Annotated in this window: 24 protein-coding genes; 16 read left to right on the top strand and 8 right to left on the bottom strand. The window is 49.3% G+C overall.

Annotated elements, in window-relative coordinates; genetic code table 11:
- The first annotated feature begins 9 nt into the window (after positions 1-9).
- Positions 10-1,740 (top strand): putative bifunctional diguanylate cyclase/phosphodiesterase, encoded by a 1,731-nt coding sequence (locus tag L9G74_RS16900; RefSeq protein WP_238897817.1) that lies wholly within the window; start codon positions 10-12, stop codon positions 1,738-1,740.
- A gap of 159 nt (positions 1,741-1,899) precedes the next feature.
- On the opposite strand, the gene L9G74_RS16895 is transcribed toward L9G74_RS16900, so the two are convergent.
- A complete protein-coding gene (locus L9G74_RS16895; protein ID WP_238897816.1) occupies positions 1,900-2,589 on the bottom strand; it encodes a TorF family putative porin in 690 nt (229 codons plus the stop codon).
- A gap of 269 nt (positions 2,590-2,858) precedes the next feature.
- Complete coding sequence (locus L9G74_RS16890; RefSeq protein WP_238897811.1) at positions 2,859-3,131, bottom strand: HU family DNA-binding protein; 273 nt, start codon at positions 3,129-3,131, stop codon at positions 2,859-2,861.
- A gap of 550 nt (positions 3,132-3,681) precedes the next feature.
- On the opposite strand from L9G74_RS16890, the gene L9G74_RS16885 reads away from it, so the two are divergent.
- On the top strand, positions 3,682-4,212 hold the full coding sequence (locus tag L9G74_RS16885) for a DUF3016 domain-containing protein (protein WP_238897810.1): 531 nt from the start codon (positions 3,682-3,684) through the stop codon (positions 4,210-4,212).
- A gap of 98 nt (positions 4,213-4,310) precedes the next feature.
- Here the strand turns inward: L9G74_RS16885 and L9G74_RS16880 are convergent, their stop codons facing one another.
- Positions 4,311-4,619: a prephenate dehydrogenase gene (locus tag L9G74_RS16880; RefSeq protein ID WP_238897802.1), complete on the bottom strand. Its 309-nt coding sequence runs from the start codon at positions 4,617-4,619 to the stop codon at positions 4,311-4,313.
- Between the two features lie 46 nt (positions 4,620-4,665).
- Between L9G74_RS16880 and L9G74_RS16875 the strand changes: the two genes are divergently transcribed.
- Complete coding sequence (locus L9G74_RS16875; protein WP_238897801.1) at positions 4,666-5,541, top strand: TraB/GumN family protein; 876 nt, start codon at positions 4,666-4,668, stop codon at positions 5,539-5,541.
- Between the two features lie 255 nt (positions 5,542-5,796).
- On the opposite strand, the gene L9G74_RS16870 is transcribed toward L9G74_RS16875, so the two are convergent.
- A complete protein-coding gene (locus L9G74_RS16870; protein WP_238897799.1) occupies positions 5,797-6,573 on the bottom strand; it encodes a methyltransferase domain-containing protein in 777 nt (258 codons plus the stop codon).
- A gap of 184 nt (positions 6,574-6,757) precedes the next feature.
- On the opposite strand from L9G74_RS16870, the gene L9G74_RS16865 reads away from it, so the two are divergent.
- The 3 genes from L9G74_RS16865 (at position 6,758) to L9G74_RS16855 (ending at position 9,851) form a co-directional block, all read left to right on the top strand.
- Complete coding sequence (locus L9G74_RS16865) at positions 6,758-7,600, top strand: MaoC/PaaZ C-terminal domain-containing protein (protein WP_438944583.1); 843 nt, start codon at positions 6,758-6,760, stop codon at positions 7,598-7,600.
- A 139-nt stretch (positions 7,601-7,739) separates the two neighbouring features.
- The gene (locus tag L9G74_RS16860) at positions 7,740-9,440 is read left to right on the top strand and encodes a formate--tetrahydrofolate ligase (protein WP_238897794.1); all 1,701 of its coding nucleotides are present in this window, start codon (positions 7,740-7,742) and stop codon (positions 9,438-9,440) included.
- An 81-nt stretch (positions 9,441-9,521) separates the two neighbouring features.
- On the top strand, positions 9,522-9,851 hold the full coding sequence (locus L9G74_RS16855; protein WP_238897791.1) for a hypothetical protein: 330 nt from the start codon (positions 9,522-9,524) through the stop codon (positions 9,849-9,851).
- On the opposite strand, the gene L9G74_RS22345 is transcribed toward L9G74_RS16855, so the two are convergent.
- Positions 9,848-9,973 (bottom strand): hypothetical protein, encoded by a 126-nt coding sequence (locus L9G74_RS22345; protein WP_275297487.1) that lies wholly within the window; start codon positions 9,971-9,973, stop codon positions 9,848-9,850. The two genes, L9G74_RS16855 and L9G74_RS22345, sit on opposite strands and share 4 nt — an antisense overlap.
- Positions 9,974-10,131: 158 nt before the next feature.
- Between L9G74_RS22345 and L9G74_RS16850 the strand changes: the two genes are divergently transcribed.
- Both L9G74_RS16850 and rraB read left to right on the top strand, forming a co-directional pair.
- On the top strand, positions 10,132-10,869 hold the full coding sequence (locus tag L9G74_RS16850; protein ID WP_238897790.1) for a 1-acylglycerol-3-phosphate O-acyltransferase: 738 nt from the start codon (positions 10,132-10,134) through the stop codon (positions 10,867-10,869).
- Between the two features lie 32 nt (positions 10,870-10,901).
- Positions 10,902-11,306: a ribonuclease E inhibitor RraB gene (gene rraB / locus L9G74_RS16845; RefSeq protein ID WP_238897789.1), complete on the top strand. Its 405-nt coding sequence runs from the start codon at positions 10,902-10,904 to the stop codon at positions 11,304-11,306.
- A gap of 199 nt (positions 11,307-11,505) precedes the next feature.
- On the opposite strand, the gene degS is transcribed toward rraB, so the two are convergent.
- Together degS and L9G74_RS16835 are read right to left on the bottom strand one after the other, a co-directional pair.
- Positions 11,506-12,588: an outer membrane-stress sensor serine endopeptidase DegS gene (degS, locus tag L9G74_RS16840; protein ID WP_238897783.1), complete on the bottom strand. Its 1,083-nt coding sequence runs from the start codon at positions 12,586-12,588 to the stop codon at positions 11,506-11,508.
- A gap of 155 nt (positions 12,589-12,743) precedes the next feature.
- On the bottom strand, positions 12,744-14,099 hold the full coding sequence (locus L9G74_RS16835) for a DegQ family serine endoprotease (RefSeq protein WP_238897781.1): 1,356 nt from the start codon (positions 14,097-14,099) through the stop codon (positions 12,744-12,746).
- A 301-nt stretch (positions 14,100-14,400) separates the two neighbouring features.
- Here L9G74_RS16835 and zapE point away from each other — a divergent pair, with 301 nt between their 5' ends.
- From zapE to rlmB, 8 genes are all read left to right on the top strand, one after another.
- Complete coding sequence (zapE, locus tag L9G74_RS16830; RefSeq protein WP_238897780.1) at positions 14,401-15,507, top strand: cell division protein ZapE; 1,107 nt, start codon at positions 14,401-14,403, stop codon at positions 15,505-15,507.
- Positions 15,508-15,713: 206 nt separating this feature from the next.
- Positions 15,714-16,142 carry a 50S ribosomal protein L13 gene (gene rplM, locus L9G74_RS16825; RefSeq protein ID WP_238897772.1) on the top strand — a complete coding sequence of 143 codons (429 nt, stop codon included), beginning with the start codon at positions 15,714-15,716 and terminating at the stop codon, positions 16,140-16,142.
- 14 nt (positions 16,143-16,156) lie between these two features.
- Positions 16,157-16,549 (top strand): 30S ribosomal protein S9, encoded by a 393-nt coding sequence (rpsI, locus tag L9G74_RS16820; protein ID WP_238897770.1) that lies wholly within the window; start codon positions 16,157-16,159, stop codon positions 16,547-16,549.
- A 76-nt stretch (positions 16,550-16,625) separates the two neighbouring features.
- Positions 16,626-16,814, top strand: a complete 189-nt coding sequence (locus L9G74_RS16815; protein WP_238897768.1) for a DUF2065 domain-containing protein — start codon at positions 16,626-16,628, stop codon at positions 16,812-16,814.
- Positions 16,815-16,877: 63 nt separating this feature from the next.
- Entirely contained in the window at positions 16,878-18,176 is a 1,299-nt protein-coding gene (locus L9G74_RS16810) for an adenylosuccinate synthase (protein ID WP_238897765.1), read from the top strand.
- A 123-nt stretch (positions 18,177-18,299) separates the two neighbouring features.
- Positions 18,300-18,917 carry a tetratricopeptide repeat protein gene (locus L9G74_RS16805; RefSeq protein WP_238897762.1) on the top strand — a complete coding sequence of 206 codons (618 nt, stop codon included), beginning with the start codon at positions 18,300-18,302 and terminating at the stop codon, positions 18,915-18,917.
- 30 nt (positions 18,918-18,947) lie between these two features.
- Positions 18,948-21,335 (top strand): ribonuclease R, encoded by a 2,388-nt coding sequence (rnr, locus tag L9G74_RS16800; protein ID WP_238897760.1) that lies wholly within the window; start codon positions 18,948-18,950, stop codon positions 21,333-21,335.
- A 3-nt stretch (positions 21,336-21,338) separates the two neighbouring features.
- On the top strand, positions 21,339-22,082 hold the full coding sequence (gene rlmB, locus L9G74_RS16795) for a 23S rRNA (guanosine(2251)-2'-O)-methyltransferase RlmB (protein WP_238897758.1): 744 nt from the start codon (positions 21,339-21,341) through the stop codon (positions 22,080-22,082).
- A gap of 69 nt (positions 22,083-22,151) precedes the next feature.
- On the opposite strand, the gene L9G74_RS16790 is transcribed toward rlmB, so the two are convergent.
- Entirely contained in the window at positions 22,152-22,895 is a 744-nt protein-coding gene (locus L9G74_RS16790) for a DUF481 domain-containing protein (protein ID WP_238897756.1), read from the bottom strand.
- Between the last annotated feature and the right edge of the window lie 123 nt (positions 22,896-23,018).

The raw sequence follows: 23,018 nt of genomic DNA, 5'->3' as shown, positions 1-23,018 counted from the left end.
GATGTGCTGATGGACTTACTCTTGATCGACGACGATGAAATCGATAGAACGGCCATTTTTCGTGCATTAGCTAAATCATCGTTATCGGTAAATATTTTCGAAGCGAACAATGCCGTGAGTGGTTTAGCGCTCGCTGGCAAGCAGCGTTTCGATGGCATTTTGTTGGATTACCGTCTGCCGGATGCCGACGGTTTAGAACTGCTATCACAGCTCAATAAAACCGTGGGCGCCAATACTGCTGTGGTGATGATTTCCCGTTACGAAGACGAATCGATTGCGGAACGCTGCATTGAGATGGGCGCACAAGATTTCCTCCTAAAAGATGAAGTGAATAGTCGCCGACTGACCCGTGCCATTCGCCAAGCACAGCAGCGCGCCAACATGACGCAGGCGCTGCATCAAAGCCATCAACAGCTTAAGTCGTTGGCAGAACTCGATTCCCTCACCAAACTTTCCAATCGCTACGGCTTTGAGCTGTTTTTACAACGTGAGTTGTCATCGCAACCGCGTAAAGACGAGCTGGCATTGGTGCTACTGGATTTAGATGATTTTAAGGTCATCAACGATTCTCTGGGGCATCAAGCGGGCGATCAACTGCTGGCACAAGTGGCTAAACGATTACGGCAGCTAGCGCCCGAGCACGGCTTGGTCGCGCGGATCGGCGGCGATGAATTTGTTGCCGTGTTAACGGGTCAAAATGTGATTCAACAAGCAACGAGGTGGTCGAGCGAGTTGCTACAGGTGTTGCAACCCGCCTATCGCGTTTATGGTCAAGCGCTTAACATCAGCGCCAGTATCGGCATTGCTGTTTACGGCGACCTAGCCAGTTCTGCCACTGAGTTGCTTAAGTGCGCTGATATCGCCATGTATACCGCCAAACGTAACGGCCGTAACGGTATGCAACTTTATAGTTGTGAGTTAGCGGAAGAGGTGTCACAACGTCATCGTATGGCGGTTGGGCTGCGCAGTGCCATACAACAACAGCAACTCTGTTTGTTTTATCAAGGTAAATTTGCCGCTGATACTGGCAAGCTCATCGGTACCGAAGCCTTGATTCGTTGGCAGCATCCAGAAGATGGCTTGTTGGCACCCGAAGTCTTTTTGCCGATTGCTGAAGAGATCGGCATGATGGATGACCTAGCCGAATGGGTATTAAAAGAAGCTTGTCGGCAAAATCAACGTTGGCTCGCCATGTTAGCGGGCAAAACCGACGCCGATCTGAGTGTGGCGGTGAATATGTCACCCTCGCAAAAGATGCCAGAAAAGTTGCTCGGACAAATTCAGCAAGCGTTAGCGTATTCGGGCATGCCCGCAACAGCCTTAGAACTAGAGTTAACCGAGAACGCGTTGATCGAAAACGCCGACCTACTGGCGCAAACGCTGGAGCAGGTGGTGTCCTTAGGCGTGACCATCGCCTTGGATGACTTTGGCACTGGCTTTTCATCGCTGCAACATATTAAAGACTTTCCCATCAAAGTGCTCAAAATGGATAAAAGCTTTGTGTTTGCCATTGAACATGATGAGCGCAGCCGTCGTTTATTGACGGCACTGATTAATTTTGCCAAGGGATTAAACGTGACGTCGGTAGCCGAAGGCGTGGAAGCATCGTTACATGCTGATTTTTGCCGCCGCATTGGTTGTGACATTTTGCAGGGCTATCACTATTGCCAGCCGATAAGTGGCGCGCAGTTTGAACAGCAATTTATTTTGCCGCTGTTGTCGGAAAATCGTCGTCGTTGAGCGTGAAATAACAAAGCCCGCCACCATAGGTGAGCGGGCTAGCGCACATTGACTGAGCGATAACGGTATCCAGAGTAAGCTATCCATGCTGAAGGGATTACCGAGTGTTATTGTTATTATGTCGTCGTTATTATGATTATGTAGGGTGAAACTGCTGACTTAGAACGTGAAGCCGTAGCTGTAGCCCAGCACAAATTTCACATCGTCACCGTCAAGGTCGGTATTTGCCAACTTGAATGACACATCGCCGATGGAGGTGGTCTTAGTTACTGAGATATTGTATTCAGAATAACTGTCTTCGCCGTACCAGCTTTCCACCACGTCGCCAGTTGAGTAGGCATAGTACAAGCCCAAACTCACGGTATCGGTAATAGGGAACGTCGCAGCGGCATGATAGTAGTAGTAGTCTTTTTCATCCATGCCCGCATCGACCACGTCATCGCCTGCATTGATGAACTTAGCAACGCCCACTTCTAACCATTCATAGCTTAAGGTCAGATAGAGTTCACCGAAGTCGATATCACCTTCCGAATCAGGGTAGCCGTAGTACAAGTAACCCACATCATAGTTAATTGCACCGATGGAGTTAGCATAGCCGCCGTAGAAATCCATCTCGTAACTGGTATCGTCACCAAAGTCTACCGTTGAGGCCCAAGTACCAATATAGAAACCAGATTCGTGGCTGTAGTCGATACCACCTTGAATCGCTGCTGCGTCGTCAGTTTGTGTGATACCACGCCACAAATAGTTGGACGTGCCACCAATGTTACCCGTGACTTCAGCTTGGCTCATTGGCGCGACTAACATCAGACCTGCAAGCACTCCCAATGAAAGCAGTTTTTGTTTCATATTCATCCCCTAATTATCCCTATGTAGCTGTTCCCTAATATGTTGGGTTCAGCGGCTTCGTCTTGTGTTGATTGCGGGATTTATAGAGCTAAAGCTGTGCCAAGATTGAAAATCTTTGTTTTACAAAAAGTTAAATAATTGTAATCGGTGAACAAGAAATAAACGTGCACATAAATTGTGCGTTACGCTCAAAAATGGTGCAGGTATTGGGTGGGGCAAAATAAAAACGCCCCATAAAGAGGCGTTTGCTTTTGGCCAGCGGCTATCGATTAATTAACACTGTCTTTCAGCGCTTTACCTGGCTTGAATTTTGGGATGACTGCCGCAGGAATTTGGATCTCTGCCCCAGTGGAAGGGTTACGCCCCGTGCGGGCTGCGCGTGTGGCAGTTTCGAATGACCCAAACCCAACGATAGAGACTTTACTACCATCCTTGAGTGCTTCGGTAATGGCTGATTCGATAGACTTTAGCGCGGAGCTGGCTTCAGTTTTGGTTAGTTCGGCCTTCTCTGCAATGCTGGCGATAAGTTCAGCTTTATTCATGTGCTATTTCTCTTGCTATGATGAATGTTATTGTTATGGCGTTGTTAACTTGCCATAAGCTGCGTTCGGTTTAAAGAGCTAAGCGTACGATTCGACCAAATTTATTAATACAAATTCGCATGAACGTCGCCAATTTAATAAAAATGGGTTATCAAGCGACACACACCGTGCTGGCGGAGCGGCTGGAATGGTGCATCTAGACACTTGCTTGCTGGGAGCGTCAGCCAAGTGCACATCATCGGTGCATCATCTTGATTGCTATCGCCGTGAGCAAAGCGGCACTGGCCGAGCTGAGTGCCGTATGCGTTTAATTTGGCTACAAAAACGTTGCCAACTCGAGCAATGGAGCGTTGCGATAAACATTCGCCGATGCATATACTGGTGCTAACCAAGAGGTTACTGGCGTAGGTTTACACACTTAAGCCTCTCAGGTTGGGAACTGTTTGCCATTAGGATTATCCAAGGAGAGATTGATAATCCGAGTTGGTTTAAGCTGGTCTTCATGTAAAACATATTGATTAGCGATGCATTTTTTAAAATGGAGGCGTATATGAGATTGGGACTGATACTAGCCAGCATCCTGCTTTCTGGCTGTGCTGTGGCAGCGCCAGAATCAGAGTCTACACAACCTGATCCGGTGACTGAGTCTGGTAACGTTAAGATTGAATGGCAAGCACCGCAGAAATATCGCGACGTGCGTTCTGCATCTGAAAGTACAGAGAAGTTTCGTCTGCGTGTGTTTAAGACGCTAACAGAATCGTTGGCAAAAGATGCCAGCAAGTTACTCAAAGAAAATGAGAAACTGGAGCTGGTGGTCACCGATGTCGACTTGGCGGGGGATTTACGTCCTACTTTTGGTGCTACTGCGAGTGATTTGCGTATTGTTAAAAGCATCTATCCACCGCGCATTACCTTTAGCTACCGTGTGTTAGATGGCGAAGATGTGATTATGGTGGGCTCTGAGAACCTGCGCGATCCGGGCTTTTTGGATCGTAGCTATCTGAACGACCAAGACTCGTTCCGTTTTGAGAAAGATATGCTCAAGCGTTGGTTGCGCGATACGGTCGCACCGAAAGCTTAAGTCTGAATAGATTGAAAAAAGAGGCAGATACTGTGGTATTTGCCTCTTTTTTTGCCTGAATGTTACTGCGATTGCGGCAAGATTTAGCGCGAATACCGCTATTGACGGCTTTGCTCCTTAAACTGTACCAGCGTACTCAGCAGCAGCGCTAAGCGCTTAACCACCGATTCTAACAAGGCTTTATCGGCTTGCTGTTCCAACTGCGTCACCGCTTCAGCGAGTTCTTGCACATAAGGTAAAAAGCGGGTGCTTTTTGTGGTAAAGCCCTGTTCATCACCGAAAATTTTAGAAAACTTTCCGTGGCCCGCCTGCTGCAACTGATCGAGCTTAGCGTCTGCATCCACCGCTTGACGATAGGCGGTTTGCAGATTGGTTTTGAGTTGCGTAATCACATTGCCGTATGGCATAACAGGCTCCAATTTTTCCAAAGTGTGGGCATTATAAGGAAGCGATATGAGCACAACAAGACGATGCTGGATGTTCGTCGGCGCCTTGGTGTTATTTTTCAGTCAGCCATTGTGGGCGAAACAGCCGATCACGCCGGTATTTTACCAAGTACAGTATCAAGGCAAGACCGCTTGGTTGCTTGGTTCTTTTCATGTTGGCAAAGCGGAATATTATCCATTGCCTGCCCAGATTGAATCCGCCTATCAACACGCTGAAGCGCTGGTGCTGGAGGTCGATCTCCGTGATCCCAACATGCCAAAGTTGATCCAGCAATATGGCATGCAACCGCAACCCATCGATAGCGACACTCAAACGGTGCTGAGCAACTATTGTCGCACTATACCGATCTGCTCACAGTTGGCTCCGCTTTCGCCATGGTTACAGGCGATGCAGCTCAGCGTTATGCGGTTAAATCAACGCGGTTATAGCAGTGACTACGGTACTGAGACACAACTGATGAAACAGCTGGGGCAACGGCCGCTGCTGGCGTTGGAAACCGCCGAAAGCCAGTTTTCTATGTTGGCATCGCTGCCGGTCAGCGTACAGTGGGCCATGGTGCGTGATGCCATTACTGCGCCAGATAGTGATATTGACGCGTTAATACTTGCGTGGCAGCAAGGTGATGCCACAGCTTTGGCGAAGATTAGCGAAGACGAACTGCGTGAGCAGGGTGGGGAGGAGATGCTGCAGCGTGTGCTGTGGGATCGCAATCGTGTCATGGCGGATGGTATTTTGCGTTATCTTAAACAGGCCGATAAACCGCTGTTTGTTGCCGTGGGTGCTGGGCATCTGGTGGGTGAACATAGCGTGATTAAATTGCTGCAACAAGCGGGAGCGAGCAGTACTGATTGTCAGCAACAGCACTGCCAGCTTGCGGATTAATTAGGGGCTGTTTATCTTTGTTGGTTGTTTTTGCAGCAGACAGAGCGTGATTTAGGCAAGGCAGGTGATGTGCCGTGTAGTTATTCTCCACAAACAGCACCTAACGCTGAATGAATTGCGCTCTGTCGCTGCCCGAAGGGTTCATTTAAACGCGTCCTGAACTTTGTTGCGCCCTGCTTGCTTAGTTGACTATGCGTCGCAGGCCGCGCCTCGTTCATAACGCGTTTAATTTGAACAAAAATTAAACACTAAAGATCAACAGCCCCTAGCCTTGCGGCCCATCAAATGTACATAGCGCGCCAGTGATAAGTAAGGTTGCTGGCGTGAATATTTCAGTTCCATCTCAACTAGCTGTGCCGGACTAAAGTCTTCCGGTAAGCGGCGATTCATATAATCGTGGATCACCCGTACGCCGGACATGCCCAAGGTGGTGAGTTGCCATTCATCAAACCATTGCTGCACGGTGGCAATTTCCAATGGATGATCTGGGCTTAAACGCGACTTCTTGCGTGCCTTTAAGCCATTGTTGACAAAATCGAAATTGCCAGAGATTAACGCATGAAACCGCATGGCATCGACGTTGTAAAACATCAGTGAAAACAGGCCGTTAGGCCGTAGTAATGTCAGCAAATTAGTTAACGTGCTGTGAGCATCAGTCAACCACTCAGCCACGGCATGGCATAAGATCAGGTCGAACTGACCTAACTCCTCAGATGATAATGCTTGAATGGGACTATGCACTAAGCTGATATCCACCGCATCTGGTTCGGCATCAATATGGCGCTTGGCTTCCGCCAACATTTTTTGCGAGATATCACACAGAACCACTTGGTGACCCAGTCGGGCAAGTTTTAAGCTGAAATAACCAAAACCGCCGCCCGCATCGAGGATGCGTAATGGCCGTTTTTCGGTTGTTGCTAGCATTTCCTGTAAGTCACGCCACATTACTGCTGCGCGAATTTCCCCTTTCGGTGTACCATAAATGTTGTTGGCAAATTTGCCGACCAGTGTATCGAAATTCTTGTCCTGCACGATGGAATAGCTTAGGGTGATGAGTGCTCGAAGTTTCTCATAATTCAGCGTTAAACACACTAATCTTAATTATTTCATTGAGATAATGGCGCACAGTTAGCGACTGTAAGCCGTTGAATCTGCAGTTTTGTTGTTATTTTTCAGTGGTGATTGGTAAATGGAATCCTGTATGGAATTGCGGGCAATGCCCTCGTTGTTTTCACTGTACCGCAAAATTTTCTTTGGTCGTAAACCGGGTTGGGATCAGCAGCCGCTGCCGCAATTAAAGGTGAGTACCGCCGAAGTCCCATTACACAGTGCTAATGTTGCCGATTACGCTGAAGTATGTGGTTTTTCTTTTGATGGCAATGTGTTACCGCCAACTTATCTGCACGTACTGGTGTTCAGATTACATGCCACGCTGTTCACTCATGAGGCGGTAACATTTCCGCTATTGGGGCTTATTCATCTCAATAACCGTATTGAATGCTTGCGTCCCGTGACCATCGACGAGAAGGTGCGTTTGGAATGTGCGCTTAGCGACAGCCGCGACAATGATGCGGGCTTAGAGTTCGATGTGTTCGCTGAAGTGTTTGTCGGCGACGAAGTCGTATGGCGTGCGGTATCAACTTATCTGTACCGTACCGGCAAACCGGGCCGAGCGCGTCCGCCGAAAGCCAGTGATATGCCGTGGGATGATGCGGCATTTTGGCACTTAGGTGATGACTTAGGCCGTAAGTACGCCAAAGTCTCTGGCGACTATAACCTGATCCACTTGCATCCATTGCTGTCGAAGCGCTTTGGTTTTGATCGCATTTTGATCCACGGCATGTGGTCTAAAGCGCGTTGTGTTGCTGAACTAATGCCGCAACTGCAATATCCGTTTGCGGTGGATGTTGCCTTTAAACTGCCGTTGTTTATGCCGGCCACCGTGAGCTTTGGCGCACAAGACACGCCTAACGGTGTCGCGTTTGAATTACGTGATGAGAAAGGCCGCCGACCACACCTGTTTGGCACGATTGAATACCTCAGTAACTCATTGCAATAAGCAAGTCGACGCTCAAGTTTTTTGAGCGAGCTAATGCTTTTACAAGTTGGGGAGATATGGCGCTTAAGTGTTGCGGTATTTTCCCCTATGATGCCGATCTAAAGCTATAAGACTCATCGGCCGTAAGAGCATACCCTACATGTTGTCAGATATTGAAATCTCCCGCCAAACATCACTGATCCCCATCGGCCAGATTGCCGCAGTGATGGGACTATCGCCACATCACTACCGTTGTTACGGTAACACTCGCGCCAAAATTGCCATTAACGCCGCTGCTAATCGTCCTAAACAGGGCAAATTGGTGGTGGTGACTGCGGTCACGCCGACGCCGTTTGGTGAAGGCAAAACCGTCACCAGTATCGGCTTAACCCAAGCGTTGCACCGATTAGGGCACAAGGTGTGCGCCTGTTTGCGTCAGCCCAGTATGGGGCCGGTGTTTGGTATCAAAGGCGGCGCTGCTGGTGGCGGTTACTCACAAGTGGTGCCGATGGAGGAACTCAACCTGCATCTCACTGGCGATATCCACGCCGTCAGCAGTGCACATAATCTGGCGGCTGCGGCGCTTGATGCGCGGTTACACCATGAACAGCGTCTTGGCGCCGAAGAGTTCACTCGCCAGAGTGGTTTGGCGGCGCTGAATATTGACGCCGAGCGTATTGTGTGGAACCGGGTGATGGACCACAACGATCGCGCCTTGCGCAGCATTCATGTGGGCATGGGCACTAATAACGGACCGGAGCGCGATTGCTCATTTGATATTACCGCCGCTTCTGAGCTAATGGCGGTGTTGGCCCTCAGCCGCAATTTAGTGGATATGCGTGCCCGTATCGGCCGCTTGTTGTTAGCGTTTAATACCGCTGGGAAGCCGATCACCGCCGAAGATCTTGGCGTGGCAGGGGCGATGGCGGCGATTTTGCGCGAAGCGATTGAGCCGACCTTGATGCAAACCATCAACGGCGCACCATGCCTGATCCACACCGGCCCATTTGCCAATATTGCCCACGGTAACTCGTCGATTATTGCCGATGATATCGCGTTAAGAACCTCAGATATTGTGGTGACTGAAGGCGGATTCGGCTCAGATATGGGCTTTGAAAAATTCTGCAATATTAAGACGCGTGCATCTGGTAATGCCCCCGATTGTGCCGTGCTAGTGGTGACGCTGAAAGCCTTGAAAAGCCATGCGGGCATTGATGCTGAAGAGATAAAACAGCCCAATCTGGCCGCCCTCAAACAGGGTTTTGTTAATCTGCAATGGCACATTGCCAACGTGAAACAATATGGCGTACCGGTGGTGGTGGCGATTAACCATTTTCCAGAAGATACCGACGCTGAACTGCGTTGGTTGCAACAACAAGTGCTCGCCTCTGGCGCCAATGCAGTGGCAATCAGCGAAGCCTTTGCGCAAGGTGCCAAAGGTGCCACCGTGTTAGCGGGGCAGGTGCTAGCTTGTCTCACCAAGCCGCGTCACTTTAAACCGTTATACCAGCCCGAACAGGGATTAATGCATAACTTGCAAGTGCTGGCCGAGCGCGGCTATGGTGCGGCAGGCGTTGAACTTTCGCCGCAAGCACTGCGAGACTTAACACAAATCATCGCCCTTGGCGGGGAGCAGTTGCCGCTATGTATGGCAAAAACGCAGATGTCGATTAGTCATGATGCCAAACTTAAAGGTGCACCAACGGGATTTATATTGCCAATCAGTCGCTTGCAATTGCATGCCGGCGCGGGCTTCGTGACCGCTTTCGCGGGCAATATCATGACCATGCCGGGTTTAGGTCTCACGCCCGGCTATTTGAAACTCGACATCAACGCCCGTGGTGAAATCATCGGTTTTTAACGATTCAATGCCTGCAGGCTATACCCACCGCCATACTGTTGTTAGAATGCCGCGCCACTTGATGAATGAGTAACCAGTAACGTGATTTGTAGCCATTGTAGTAAGCGGATAGCGGTAGACCAAATTGCCGAACAGCGGGGCCAGGGGTTTACTGCGCAGATCCGTTGTCCGCACTGTAGCGCGTGGTTGGGACGCACCGCTTGGTTATTGAGACTAAAATTAGTGGGCTTTTATACCGCGTTGGCCATGGCGGGCTTAGCTTGGTGGTTACCTGCATGGCGCGGTGGTTGTACGGTGATGGCGATTCTTGGGGTGATCACCTTGTTGCTGTCGCATATGATGGACCAGCTACAAGTGGTTGAACGACCGCCCCAAGTGGATGACAGTGCCGAGCGGCAGCGTTATCGCTAGCTGATGACGCGCTCTTGGTTTGCCAGTGATTGCTCCACGTAGTAAATCCCGCCGAACACGCCGCCAAACAGCACAACAGCAACAATAATCAGTCCAATATGTTTGCGAATAAAGGTGAACATGGGGCAGTTCCTACGTTATTTGGTCGCTGGCTAAGTTAGATATATACGCTTAACTGTTGCTTAATCAAATGCTAAATCGGTTTTAATCCTCGCGGCGGCCAATTGAGCAAACTGGCCCTGATCGTTATACTGTCGCCCCCGCGAATAAGGAGCGAAATATGTTGCTGTTGTTGAGGTGCCTATTGTTGGTGCTGATGCTCGCCGTGCTGTTCATTTTTAGTATTGTCTACTGCTTGGTGCGGCCATTACATCGCAACAATGTGTTTATGCTCTCACGCCCCTTTAGTTGGTGCGGTGTGCTGTTGGGCTTCAAGGTTGAGGTGCGCCATGCTGAGCGTGCTCAGGTGCAGCCGTGTATCTTTGTGGCGAACCATCAAAATAACTACGACCTATTTACTCACTCGAAAGCGATGATCCCCGGTACGGTAACGCTTGGCAAACGTAGCCTGATGTGGATCCCGCTCTTTGGTCAAATCTACTGGTTGTCTGGCAACATCATGATTAACCGCAAAAATCGCACTACTGCGGTCGACACTTTGAATAAAATCGCGCAGCGTATTCGTGATGAAAAGTTATCGGTATGGATTTTTCCAGAAGGCACTCGCAGCCGTGGGCGCGGCATGTTGCCGTTTAAAGCCGGTGCATTCCATACGGCGATTTCCGCTGCGGTGCCGGTGGTGCCAATAGTGGCGAGCTGCCAAGGCGATATTAAACTTAACCGCTGGAATAATGGCACGGTGATTGTCGAAGTGCTGCCGGCTATCGATACCGCAGGGCTAACGTCGGCAGATGCTAAGCCTTTGGCACAGCATGTACAGCAACAGATGGCCGCCAAATTTACTGAATTAAACCAACAGCTCGGTCTGGCTACTGAGTTGCGTAACGATCAATTATAATCCGTGGCGTTATAGCCACATTGGAGATGCTGATGTCTATTGAACGTCAACTGAAAGAGCAGATGGATGAGAACCGCGATATCGTAGAAACATTGTTGCAGGACGGCTCCGATCCTGATGCTGAGTACACGATTGAACATCACTTCTCATCAACCAATTTTGATAAGTTAGAAAAAGCGGCCGTGGATGCTTTCAAACTCGGTTTTGAAGTGAACGATGCCGAAGAAATCGAAATGGACGACGGTTCGCTGTTGTTCTGTTTTGACGCCATCGCTAACCACGTACTCGATGTTGCCCTGCTGGATAACGCTTGTGAAAAGTTGATGGAATTGGCGGCTAAGCACAAAGTGGATTACGACGGTTGGGGCACGTACTTCATGGGCGATGAAATCGACGATGAAGATGACGAAGATGAACCGGCGCCAGTGAGCCACTAATTACTGACCTATTTAAACAAACGCCGACAACTGGGTTGTCGGCGTTTTTCATTGGGTATACAGAAGCTAATGGCCGGTGTTAGTTATTTGGGCAATGGCGATAAACGCTCACTGAACTCGGTTTTATCCCACGTAGTTGACTAAGGTTTGCTGATTGAACTGCATTCATTAGGCGTTTCGCTGAGGTGAACATCAGCCCCTAATTGTTCGTGCCGTAATTAACCGCCTTTTCCCCCATAACGACCGGCATATCGAGCAGTTTGCCATTGCGCACCACTTGCAGCGTGACCTTAGTATTAGGTGCCGTTTCGGCGATACGGTCGAGCAACATATTACTGCCAGTGACCGCTTCACCTTGATACTTGACGATGACATCACCGACACGCAATCCCGCCGCTGCGGCAGCCCCTTGTGGGTCCATCGCGTTAATTATCACCGCTCGTAGATTGGGGATATTAAGCATCTGCGCCATGTACGGATCCAGTTCTTCACCCGACACGCCCAGTGCGCCACGAATCACGCGGCCATCTTTAATCAGCTTATCCATAATGGTGTAGGCTAATTGGATTGGAATAGCGAAGTTGATGCCATGACCTCCGCCTTCATTTCCTAATTGATATGCTGCGGTATTGATACCAATCAAGCTGCCGGTGGTATCGATCAACGCACCACCTGAGTTACCGGCGTTAATTGCCGCATCGGTTTGAATAAAATCGAGATAGCCATTGCTACTTAACCCGTTGCGGCCGGTCGCACTGATAATACCTTGAGTAATGGTTTGACCGATGTTGTACGGATTGCCGATGGCGAGGACGATGTCGCCCACATTGGGCGAAGACTCTAGGTCAACATGGACTGTGGGTAGCTTCTCACCTTCGATTTTCAGTACGGCAAGATCGGTATCAGGGTCCAGTCCAACCACTTCTACCCCAGTGAATTTGCGTCCATCTTGCAGTGCAACGACAATTTCATCCGCTTTGCGAACCACGTGATAGTTGGTCAAGATATAACCTTCTTTACGCATGATAACGCCAGAGCCTAGCCCCTGTAATTTGGGCTGATTCAATGGTCGATTGGGTGCTGAGACAAGATTATAAATGTTGACCACTGCTGGCGCGGCGGCACGCACGGAAGTGTGGAATGACATGCGTTTTGACGTGGTATGGTTACCAAAGTGCGCGAGATCATCGTCCATCAAACGGTTAGCCACCAAAATGATAGCCGCCATGACTAGGCCAAAGGCAATCGCTTTACCGAGATAGAGCAGGGTATCTTTAATCATTGGGTAGCTGCTGAGTTAACTGTTTGAAAGATAGGCTAGAGTATCAGTTTTTAATAAGGTGGACTATTGCTTAGCACGGATTTGTTAGCGCAGTGACCACAATTTATCATATAAAAAAGCGCTGCTGTGCAGCGCTTTTATCAGTAAGCCTCAAACTAACCGCGTAACACGAGATACAGCAGGCTGTTATCACGCATGATCTTCAGCGCTACGCCACCTTCATGCTCTTTCAGGCCTTCTTTTAACTCTTTCAGCGTTTTGATACGGCTGCGGTTAATGCCGACAATCACATCACCTTTTTGCAGACCGCTCATAGACGCTGGTGAGCCATCTGCTACTTCAGTGATCTCAATGCCTTCCTTCTTATCTTCTAAGGTCGCTCCCGCCAGCATTGGATGAATTTCACCTGCCGCTTGGTCAGTGACGTCCGTTGCTTCACCCAGTTTCACCGCAATGGTTTTTTCATCCCCGTCGCGGATAATGCCAAGGTCGACTTCAGTACCCGCGCCCATGGTGCCGATTTTGGCGCGCAGTTCTTGGAAGGTACGCACAGGCTTATCATTGATGCTGACAATAATATCGCCGGCTTTGATCCCCGCTTTGTCGGCTGGGCTGCCTTTAACCACCTCATTGACGAAGCCACCGTGTTGTGATTTTAAGCCAAAGCCTTCGGCCAGATTGCTATCTAGGTTACGACCCATCACCCCAAGCACGCCGCGGCGCACTTCACCGTGGTCGATAATCTGTTGCACGAGGCTGTGCACCATGTTGGCCGGAATGGCAAAACCGATACCGACGTTACCACCGCCCGGAGCGACAATGGCGGTGTTAATACCAATCAGTTCACCTTTGAGGTTCACTAACGCGCCGCCTGAGTTACCGCTGTTGATTGCTGCGTCGGTTTGAATAAAGTTTTCCAGCATCTCAATGCCGAGGCCGCTGCGGCCCAACGCACTGACAATACCTGATGTTACGGTTTGCCCAAGGCCAAATGGGTTACCGATAGCGACCGCAAAATCACCCACGCGCGTGGCATCAGAGTCGGCTGCTTTGATGGCGGTCAGGTTGTCGGCTTCAATTTGCAGCAGCGCCACATCCGATTCTTTATCGGTACCGATGAGTTTGGCGGTCACTTCGCGACCATCGTGCAGACCGACTTTGATCTCATCGGCATCATCAATCACGTGGTTGTTGGTGACGATGTAACCTTTATCTGCATCAATAATCACCCCTGAACCCAAACCGCGGAACGGGCGTTTTTGCACTTGTTCTTGTGGGGCATTAGGGCCAAAGAAGTAGCGGAACACATCAGGCACGCGTTGCTTCGAGACTTTATTGCCTGATACCGCCACTGATACGACTGCTGGGGTCACTTTTTCCAGCATGGGGGCCAAACTTGGCACTTGTTGTCCATCGATTGATTGTGGAATAGATGCTTGAGAGATAACTGGTGTCATCAACATACTTGCACCTAACAGCGCTGCAGATATCAGTGATAATTTAGTCTTCATCGAGGTTTGCTCCTAATCTCCGAATTCGGAATGTTGCATCAGTCATGCTTAAGCGAATTTGGGGAGGCTCGCTTGAGCTTTTTGTTACTAACTCCGACTGAGCACAATTCACAAAAGTTTCTGCCATTAACAAAGATTAATTAATTCGTTACATTCAACGCGCCGTTTTGTCAGGTGGCGTCAATCGCGTGCTGTCGTCATCCGCTAGTCGAGTAGGCGTGCTGCGGTGAGCGTGCTACCATCAACGTCAAATTTTGAACTACATCACTATGTCAAATAGGGCTTAACGAGAAGATTTCAAGTGGCAGTATTAACTCCTTGGCAACGTTATCAGCAAGATCTCACCCGCGAAGACTTTAGTTACGACGCCGCCCAAGAGCAGGCGGTTAAAGCATTACAGCGCGTGTTTGATGAACTACAACAACCGCAAGTCACTGGCTGGAAAGCGTGGTTTGCTAAATCCTCCGCAACAAAGGTCACAGGTCTATATCTGTGGGGCGGCGTCGGGCGCGGTAAAACCTATTTGATGGATCTGTTTTACGAAGCGTTACCAGGGCAACAAAAGCTGCGGGCGCACTTTCACCACTTTATGTTGCGTATCCATCGCGAACTTAACGATCTCAAAGGCGTGCAAGATCCTTTGCTAGTGATTGCTAAAAGCATGTCGAAGCAATATCGCGTGATCTGCTTTGATGAGTTTTTTGTGCAAGACATTACCGACGCCATGTTGCTCGGCACCTTATTTACCGCCTTATTCGAAAACGGTGTGGCCTTGGTGGCGACCTCGAACATCATTCCCGATGACCTCTACCGTAACGGTTTGCAGCGGGCGCGTTTCCTGCCAGCGATTGCGCAAATTAATGCTAACTGCCAAATCCTTAACGTTGATTCTGGCATCGATTACCGTTTACGCACCTTAGAACAAGCGGAAATTTATCACTATCCACTCGATGAAACCGCCCAATGCAATCTGGCACGTTATTTCGAACAACTCACCAACGGCGCCGAGATCAGCACTAGCCCGCTACATATTGATGGCCGCGATATTCGCACGGTAAAACAGGCCAATGGTGTGCTGTGGTTAGATTTTCGCGCCGTTTGCGATGGCCCTCGTAGTCAACTTGACTACATGGAAATTGCCACTGCTTATCACACCGTGTTGTTGGCTGGGGTAGAACAGATGGGCGCACAGCAGACCGGTGATGACATTGCCCGCCGTTTTCTCGCGTTAGTGGATGAGTTTTATGAGCGCCGGGTAAAGCTGATCATTTCATCGGCGGTGGCCTTAGAACAACTCTATACTGAAGGCTTACTTAGCTTTGAATTTCGCCGTTGTCGCTCGCGTTTGGTGGAGATGCAATCGCGCGAATATTTGGCGCTGGAACATCTGCCGAGTGAGACACCATAATCTCGCTAATTTCTGATGATTTTGCTCAAAAAAGCAGGTGATTTTTAACTCAGCTTTGTCTATAATCCACGCCCTGCCCACGTTACTCCGTCCGTGTTGGGCGGATTAAATGCCAAAATATATTCGAAGGGGTATATCGAAGGCGTGTATTGCTGAGTCATGTTGATTCAGCATGTGACAAATTTTAACTTTGGGTTTTTGTAATAATGAAGACTTTTACTGCCAAGCCAGAAACTGTAGCTCGCGACTGGTATGTTGTTGATGCCGAAGGTAAGACTTTGGGCCGTATCGCCACTGAAATCGCATTGCGTCTACGTGGTAAACACAAGCCTGAATACACTCCTCACGTAGACACTGGTGATTACATCATCGTTGTTAACGCTGAGAAAGTAACCGTAACAGGTAACAAAGCCTTTGGTAAGCAATACTACTCGCATTCAGGCTTCCCAGGTGGAATCAAGCAGATCAACTTTGAAAAACTGCAAGCGCACAAACCAGAGATGATCATCGAGAAAGCAGTTAAAGGTATGCTGCCAAAAGGCCCACTGGGCCGCGCTATGTTCCGTAAACTGAAAGTTTACGCTGGCGCAGAGCACAACCACGCTGCACAACAACCTCAAGTTCTTGATATCTAAACGGGATTAAGCAAATGGCTGCAACTCAGTACTACGGCACTGGCCGTCGCAAAACTTCAACTGCCCGCGTATTTGCCAAAGCAGGTAGTGGTAATATCGTTGTTAACAAACGTCCACTGGACGTTTATTTCGGTCGTGAAACTGCTCGCATGGTAGTTCGTCAACCACTTGAGTTGGTTGAAATGGCTGAAAAACTGGACATCTACGTGACCGTTAAAGGTGGTGGTATCACTGGTCAAGCTGGTGCAATCCGTCACGGTATTACTCGTGCATTAATGGAGCTGGATGAAGCTCTGCGTCCTTCTCTGCGCGCTGCTGGTTTTGTTACCCGCGATGCTCGTCAAGTTGAACGTAAGAAAGTGGGTCTGCGTAAAGCACGTCGTAAACCACAATTCTCTAAACGTTAATTTGCACAATGCGAATTGCAAAAGCCCGGCTATATGCCGGGTTTTTTTATGGAATGTACCTATAAAGGAAACGCACATGAATGGTCACACACTACTGCTAGCGCTGGGGTTAGTGCTGATTATTGAGGGCATTGGCCCATTACTGTTTCCAAAAAGGTGGCAACAATATTTAGCCGAAATGTCACGCCAACCCGCAGCCACGCTACAGTGGCTAGGTGCTGGGTTAGCACTGGTTGGTGCAGTTATTCTGATTATTTTTTCATAAACCGTACCCCCTGAGGTTCAAATCTGTTAGAATTCTTTTTTAACCGCAACCTTGCAGCAAACAATGGGCAAAAATGTAGTTGTTCTCGGCACACAATGGGGTGACGAGGGAAAAGGTAAGATTGTCGACCTTCTAACAGAACAGGCAAAATACGTCGTTCGGTACCAAGGTGGCCATAACGCTGGTCATACACTGGTTATCGATGGTGAGAAAACCGTCCTTCATTTGATTCCATCAGGTATCCTGCGTGATAACGTGAAATGCGTTATTGCCAACGGTGTTGTTTTAGCACCAGATGCGTTGATGAATGAAATCAATATGCTGAAAGAGAAAAATGTTCCCGTTGAAGAACGTTTGCTGATCTCTGAAGCATGTCCACTTATCCTGCCATATCACTGTGCGTTAGATAGTGCCCGCGAAAAAGCGCGTGGTAACAAAGCTATTGGTACGACTGGCCGTGGTATTGGACCAGCATATGAAGACAAGATCTCTCGTCGTGGCCTTCGTGTAGGTGATCTGTTCAATCCAACACTGTTCGCTGAAAAGCTGAAAGAAGTGATGGAATACCACAACTTCACGCTGACTGAGTACTACAAGTGTGAACCTGTGGATTATCAGAAAACCTTAGAAGATGCGTTAGCACTGGCTGACTATCTGAAAGGCATGTGTGTTGATGTAACAGAAATGTTGGATAACGCGCGTAAAGCGGGTGAACCGATTCTGTTCGAAGGTGCTCAAGGTACCATGCTCGACATCGACCACGGTACTTATCCATATGTGACTTCATCAAATACTACTGCTGGCGGCGTCGCTACAGGTAGTGGTATCGGTCCGCGCCACCTCGATTACGTTATGGGTATCATTAAAGCCTATAGCACTCGCGTAGGTGCAGGTCCGTTCCCAACTGAACTGTTGGATGAAATTGGTGATCACTTAGGTACGAAAGGCCAAGAGTTTGGTGCGACTACTGGTCGTAAACGTCGCCCAGGTTGGTTAGATGCTGTGGCAATGCGTCGCGCAGTGCAAATCAACAGTCTTAGCGGCTTCTGTTTGACCAAGCTAGACGTGTTAGATGGCCTGAAAGAAGTGAAAATCTGTGTGGCTTATGAGCTGCCAGATGGTACCACGACTAAAGCGGCTCCTTTGGCGGCTGAAGGCTACGAGTTGGTTAAACCAATTTACGAAACCATGCCAGGTTGGAGTGAGAACACCTTTGGTGCCACTTCACTGGAACAGCTGCCTCAAGCGGCGCTGGATTACATTAAACGGATTGAGGAACTGCTGGAAACGCCGGTTGATATCGTTTCCACTGGACCAGATCGCAATGAGACCATCATTCGCGTCAACCCATTTAGTGAATAATCGAAAAGGCCGCTTAGCGGCCTTTTTTATTGGGGCTAATATAGCCAAGTATTACGATGTCGCTTTAGATTTAGATTATACTGCCGATGATCAGTTATCAGACCCATCATTCAGGTGCTAACTATGCTACTGCGGATACTCTTGTTACTGTTATTGAGCGCGACGGCGTTAACCGCTAAGGCTGAACTCAAGGCGGTAGATATTTATAGTGACGAAGAGTTGTTGCAGTTGATCCGACAGAACACTTATCTGCAGCGGGTCAAACAGGATGATTGTCAGATCGTCAAAGATATTGAAGCACATGCCAGTGTGTTGCAGGAGCCGTTGTACCAGATTTTATGGGGTGAAATGCTCAACTATGGCGTGTGCGTAGCGGCGCAACCTTCACGCGGTGTGGAATGGTTACGCCGGGCCGCAGAGCAAGGCAGCCCAGAGGCGATGCTCAAACTTGCCGAGTATTACGAGCAAGGTAAGTTTTTAATGAAAGATCCCGAGCGAGCGGTGTATTACGTATTCCCTGCCGCATCGGAAGGTAACCTCGCAGCACAGATGAAACTGGTTAAGTTGCTCGGCGAGGGCTACGGTACGCCAAGAGACTATGTATTGGCCTACCACTGGTTATATAACCAAACCTTTGCTGATACGAAGACGCAGCGGCAAAGTGAAAAGTTACTGGCTAAATTAGCGCAGCTGATGCCTGCCAGCCAGTTAGAAAGAGCTAAAGCAGTTCAGCTACACTAAAGACAGCTGAACGCAGAAAATGGAAATTGAATGACTAAAGATCCTCATTTTGAGAGAGAGCAAGATAAATACGACAATCCTATTCCTAGTCGGGAATATATTCTGGAATACCTCCAGTCGCAAAAATCACCCCTCAACCGTGACAGCATCGCTCAGGCACTGGGCATTACCATCCAAGATGAAGAGCAATATGAAGCGCTGCGCCGCCGTTTGCGCGCGATGGAGCGTGATGGCCAGTTAGTATTTACTCGTGGCCAATGTTACGGCTTACCTGAGCGGATGGATTTAATCACCGGTAGCGTGATTGGTCACCGCGATGGCTATGGTTTTTTCCATCCTGATGAAGGTGGCGAGGACCTATTTATCCATCATGGCGATATGCAACGTTATTTTCATGGTGACCGAGTGCTGGCGCAGCGCGCTGGTGTTGAGCGTAAGGGCAAAAGCGAAGCTCGTATTGTACGTTTGCTTGAAGAACGTAAAGCGCCATTGGTAGGGCGTTTCTATGTCGATGGTGGCATGGGCTTTGTGGTGCCAGACGATAAACGTATCGCCCAAGAGATTTTGGTTGAAAGCGCCGACAAAAATGGCGCGCGTGCGGGCGATGTGGTTGTCGTTGAGTTAACTCGTCGTCCTGGTCGCTATGTGAAAGCAGCCGGTAAAGTGACTGAAGTGCTCGGCAAAGAGATGGCACCGGGGATGGAAATTGAAATCGCGCTGCGCAACTACGATTTGCCACACACTTGGTCGAACGTCATCGAGAAAAAACTGCGTAAGATCCCCGACGAAGTACAAGACGAAGATAAAGTCGGCCGTGTTGATCTGCGTGATTTACCGCTAGTGACTATCGACGGCGAAGATGCGCGCGACTTTGATGATGCGGTGTATGCCGAACGCAAACGCGGCGGTGGCTGGCGTTTGTGGGTCGCTATTGCTGATGTCAGCCATTACGTGCGTACCGAATCGGCGTTGGATAAAGAAGCCCGTGCTCGCGGTAACTCAGTGTACTTCCCATCGCAAGTGATCCCGATGTTGCCTGAGAAGTTGTCGAACGGCCTGTGTTCGTTGAACCCCGGCGTTGACCGCTTGTGTATGGTGGCGGAGATGACCATTGCGGCTACCGGTAAGTTATCTGGCTATAAATTCTATCCAGCGGTGATGCATTCGCATGCCCGTTTGACTTACACCAACGTAGCGGCAATGCTGGATACTGGCGAAGTGCCAGAGGAATACCAAGCGTTGTATCCGCACCTGCAAGTGTTGCAAGAGCTGTATTTGACCTTGGATGAGCAACGCCACCAACGTGGTGCGATTGGCTTTGAAACTGAAGAAACCCAATTCATCTTTAATGAGCTGCGTAAGATTGAACGTATTGTGCCGCGTTCGCGCAACCAAGCGCATAAGATCATTGAAGAATGCATGATTATGGCGAACGTGGCCGCAGCCAAGTTCGTGAAAAAACATCAAGGCGAAGTGCTGTATCGCGTGCATGAGGCGCCGTCGGAGCAGAAGCTGACAAACTTCCGTGAATTCCTGCGGGAACGTGGTTTGCAGCTTGGTGGCGGTTTAGATCCGCAACCGATCGACTTCCAACTGCTGATGGAGCAGGTGCGTGAGCGCCCTGATGCCGAGCTTATCCAAGTGATGTTGCTGCGTTCCATGCGCCAAGCGACTTATACGCCAGATAATGACGGTCACTTTGGTTTGGCATTGGAAGAGTATGCCCATTTCACCTCGCCAATCCGCCGTTATCCAGACTTGGTATTGCACCGCGTGATCCGCTATCTGCTGGCCAAAGAGCAGGGCAGTGCCGAGAATAAATGGACCGAAGACGGTGGTTACCATTATCAAGCGGATGAACTGGATTTACTCGGTGAGGAGTGTTCCAATACCGAGCGCCGCGCCGATGAAGCGACTCGCGATGTGTCTGACTGGCTCAAATGTGAGTTTATGCAAGACCATGTCGGTGACGTGTTTGAAGCGGTAGTTGCTTCGGTCACTAGCTTTGGTTTGTTTGTGCGTCTCAAAGAGCTGTTCATTGATGGCTTAGTGCATATCTCAACCTTGGGCAGCGATTATTACCAATACGATCCTGCGCGGCAGCGTCTGCTCGGCGAACATTCAGGGAAGGTTTACCAGATTGGTGATCCTGTCACGGTAAAAGTCGCCGCGGTGAATTTGGATGATCGCCAAATTGATTTGCTGATGGCTGATGAAAGCAGCCGTGGCCGCAAACGTGTAAGCGGCAAGCCTCGTCCGTTGACGGCGCGTGAGCGGGTTAACTTGGAAGGCGCCAAAATCAGTGCCAAAAAAGGCCGTGTTGCCGATAAAAAAGGTGGCAAGTCCGCCACCAAAAAACAGTCCAGCGCCAAGCCTGCTAAAGGCAAAGCGGTTAAACGACCAAAGAGAAAGAAATAGTCGATGAAAAAGCAAGAATTGGTGTTTGGTATTCACGCCGTCTCTTCATTACTTGATCATGCTCCTGAGCGTGTATTAGAGATGTGGCTGATGTCTGGCCGTGTCGATGAACGTATCCAGCCCTTGTTAGCAAAAGCTGCTGCTGTTGGCATTCGTCCACAGCAAGCGGCACGCAAAACCTTAGATGAGAAAGCAGATAGCACGCAGCATCAGGGCATCGTGGTACGAGTCCGTCCCGCTAAAGTGCTGACTGAAAACGATTTAGAAGCGCTGCTAGATGCCACCGCAACACCGTTTTTATTGATCTTGGATGGCGTAACCGATCCGCATAACCTCGGTGCTTGTTTGCGTAACGCCGATGCAGCGGGTGTGCATGGGCTGATTGTGCCCAAAGATAACTCAGCCAGCATTACGCCAGTGGTGAGCAAAGTTGCCTGTGGCGCAGCTGAGACAGTACCGCTATTTCAAGTGACTAACTTGGCTCGCACCATGAAACGCTTACAAGAGCGTGGCGTATGGATTGCGGGGACTGCGGGTGAAGCGGATAGCAACATCTACCAAGCCAACCTGACTGGGCCGTTAGCGATTGCTATGGGCGCGGAAGGTAAGGGCTTACGTCGCTTAAGCCGTGAAGGCTGTGACACCTTGATCTCCATTCCGATGGCGGGCTCGGTTTCTAGCCTTAACGTGTCGGTGGCGACCGGTATCTGCTTATTTGAAGCGGTACGTCAGCGCTTGGGCGAGTAGCGTTGAGTTTTGCACTGAATACGAAAAAGGATGGCGTTTGCCATCCTTTTTGCTATATACCGGCGCAACTTATTGGAAGGTGTACAGCAGGTTGAAGGTGGTGATGGTATCGGTTTGCTCACTACCTTCAGGGACGATCTCGGTGTACTTCATATTGACACCAATTTTAAAAGCCCAGTCTTGGAACAGGGTATTCTTATAGCCGATATCCAGCGTCACGGTATTATTGTTCTCACCAATCTCAGCCGTCAGGTCGGCGTTAAAAGTGGTGTATTCGTGGATCTTTTGCTCAAATTTCGCCGCGGTACGCAAAATCACATCTTTTTCGGCATCCGGATTCGGATCATCTTCGGTGTCGATTGGCAGGTTATATCGATAACCGGGGCCGACTTCTAAACTGAGCTTAGTGCGGCCAGTGCTGATAGCATCGAAACCATAACCGCTCGAAACCGTATAGATATTGGTATATGAACCAAATTGGTCCCACACAAAATCACCACGGCCATACACATAGCCTTTAGTGAGTTTGTAGTTGGCCTGATATTGCAGATCGTATCGCTCAGCGGTGGTGCCTTCGTCATTCGCGGCATAATAGCCTTTAATGGTGCCTTCCTGAGTGGCTTTAGTGGTGTCATAAATCAGCTTGGTTCGTCCGTTGAAACTAGAGGAATCGGTGTTCCCTGTATTCAGCTGAAAGCCAGCTTCAATTTCTGCGCGAAAGTTGTTGGCAGGTTCATGGTAATCGGGCGGTACTAAAGCGAACGCTGGCAGTGAAATAACTGATAACAGCGCCAGTACAGGAGTTTTGGTCATTATTCTGGCTTTCTTCATGTTAGCGACTTCATATCTTGGGCAACATGATACCTGTGATGTGTGGTGAGGCAAAGTTATTGCTTGAGTTTGATGGCGCCTTTATGTACTATTCCGCGCCTAAAT

It is taken from the genome of Shewanella electrica, assembly GCF_022321485.1.
Classification (GTDB): domain Bacteria; phylum Pseudomonadota; class Gammaproteobacteria; order Enterobacterales; family Shewanellaceae; genus Shewanella; species Shewanella electrica.
Note: the sequence above shows the minus strand (reverse complement) of the source record. Positions and strands in the feature narration are given on the sequence as shown.

Bases quoted from the DNA above. Each gene is read 5' to 3' on its own strand.
- L9G74_RS16850 (WP_238897790.1), top strand. From the start codon at position 10,132: ATGTTGCTGTTGTTGAGGTGCCTATTGTTGGTGCTGATGCTCGCCGTG.
- L9G74_RS16790 (WP_238897756.1), bottom strand. From the start codon at position 22,895: ATGACCAAAACTCCTGTACTGGCGCTGTTATCAGTTATTTCACTGCCA.
- L9G74_RS16880 (WP_238897802.1), bottom strand. From the start codon at position 4,619: ATGCCATACGGCAATGTGATTACGCAACTCAAAACCAATCTGCAAACC.
- L9G74_RS16895 (WP_238897816.1), bottom strand. From the start codon at position 2,589: ATGAAACAAAAACTGCTTTCATTGGGAGTGCTTGCAGGTCTGATGTTA.
- L9G74_RS16900 (WP_238897817.1), top strand. From the start codon at position 10: ATGGACTTACTCTTGATCGACGACGATGAAATCGATAGAACGGCCATT.
- rraB (WP_238897789.1), top strand. From the start codon at position 10,902: ATGTCTATTGAACGTCAACTGAAAGAGCAGATGGATGAGAACCGCGAT.
- L9G74_RS16810 (WP_238897765.1), top strand. From the start codon at position 16,878: ATGGGCAAAAATGTAGTTGTTCTCGGCACACAATGGGGTGACGAGGGA.
- L9G74_RS22345 (WP_275297487.1), bottom strand. From the start codon at position 9,973: ATGTTCACCTTTATTCGCAAACATATTGGACTGATTATTGTTGCTGTT.
- L9G74_RS16860 (WP_238897794.1), top strand. From the start codon at position 7,740: ATGTTGTCAGATATTGAAATCTCCCGCCAAACATCACTGATCCCCATC.
- L9G74_RS16835 (WP_238897781.1), bottom strand. From the start codon at position 14,099: ATGAAGACTAAATTATCACTGATATCTGCAGCGCTGTTAGGTGCAAGT.
- L9G74_RS16890 (WP_238897811.1), bottom strand. From the start codon at position 3,131: ATGAATAAAGCTGAACTTATCGCCAGCATTGCAGAGAAGGCCGAACTA.
- rlmB (WP_238897758.1), top strand. From the start codon at position 21,339: ATGAAAAAGCAAGAATTGGTGTTTGGTATTCACGCCGTCTCTTCATTA.
- rpsI (WP_238897770.1), top strand. From the start codon at position 16,157: ATGGCTGCAACTCAGTACTACGGCACTGGCCGTCGCAAAACTTCAACT.
- L9G74_RS16805 (WP_238897762.1), top strand. From the start codon at position 18,300: ATGCTACTGCGGATACTCTTGTTACTGTTATTGAGCGCGACGGCGTTA.
- L9G74_RS16865 (WP_438944583.1), top strand. From the start codon at position 6,758: ATGCCCTCGTTGTTTTCACTGTACCGCAAAATTTTCTTTGGTCGTAAA.
- L9G74_RS16875 (WP_238897801.1), top strand. From the start codon at position 4,666: ATGAGCACAACAAGACGATGCTGGATGTTCGTCGGCGCCTTGGTGTTA.
- rnr (WP_238897760.1), top strand. From the start codon at position 18,948: ATGACTAAAGATCCTCATTTTGAGAGAGAGCAAGATAAATACGACAAT.
- L9G74_RS16885 (WP_238897810.1), top strand. From the start codon at position 3,682: ATGAGATTGGGACTGATACTAGCCAGCATCCTGCTTTCTGGCTGTGCT.
- L9G74_RS16815 (WP_238897768.1), top strand. From the start codon at position 16,626: ATGAATGGTCACACACTACTGCTAGCGCTGGGGTTAGTGCTGATTATT.
- rplM (WP_238897772.1), top strand. From the start codon at position 15,714: ATGAAGACTTTTACTGCCAAGCCAGAAACTGTAGCTCGCGACTGGTAT.
- degS (WP_238897783.1), bottom strand. From the start codon at position 12,588: ATGATTAAAGATACCCTGCTCTATCTCGGTAAAGCGATTGCCTTTGGC.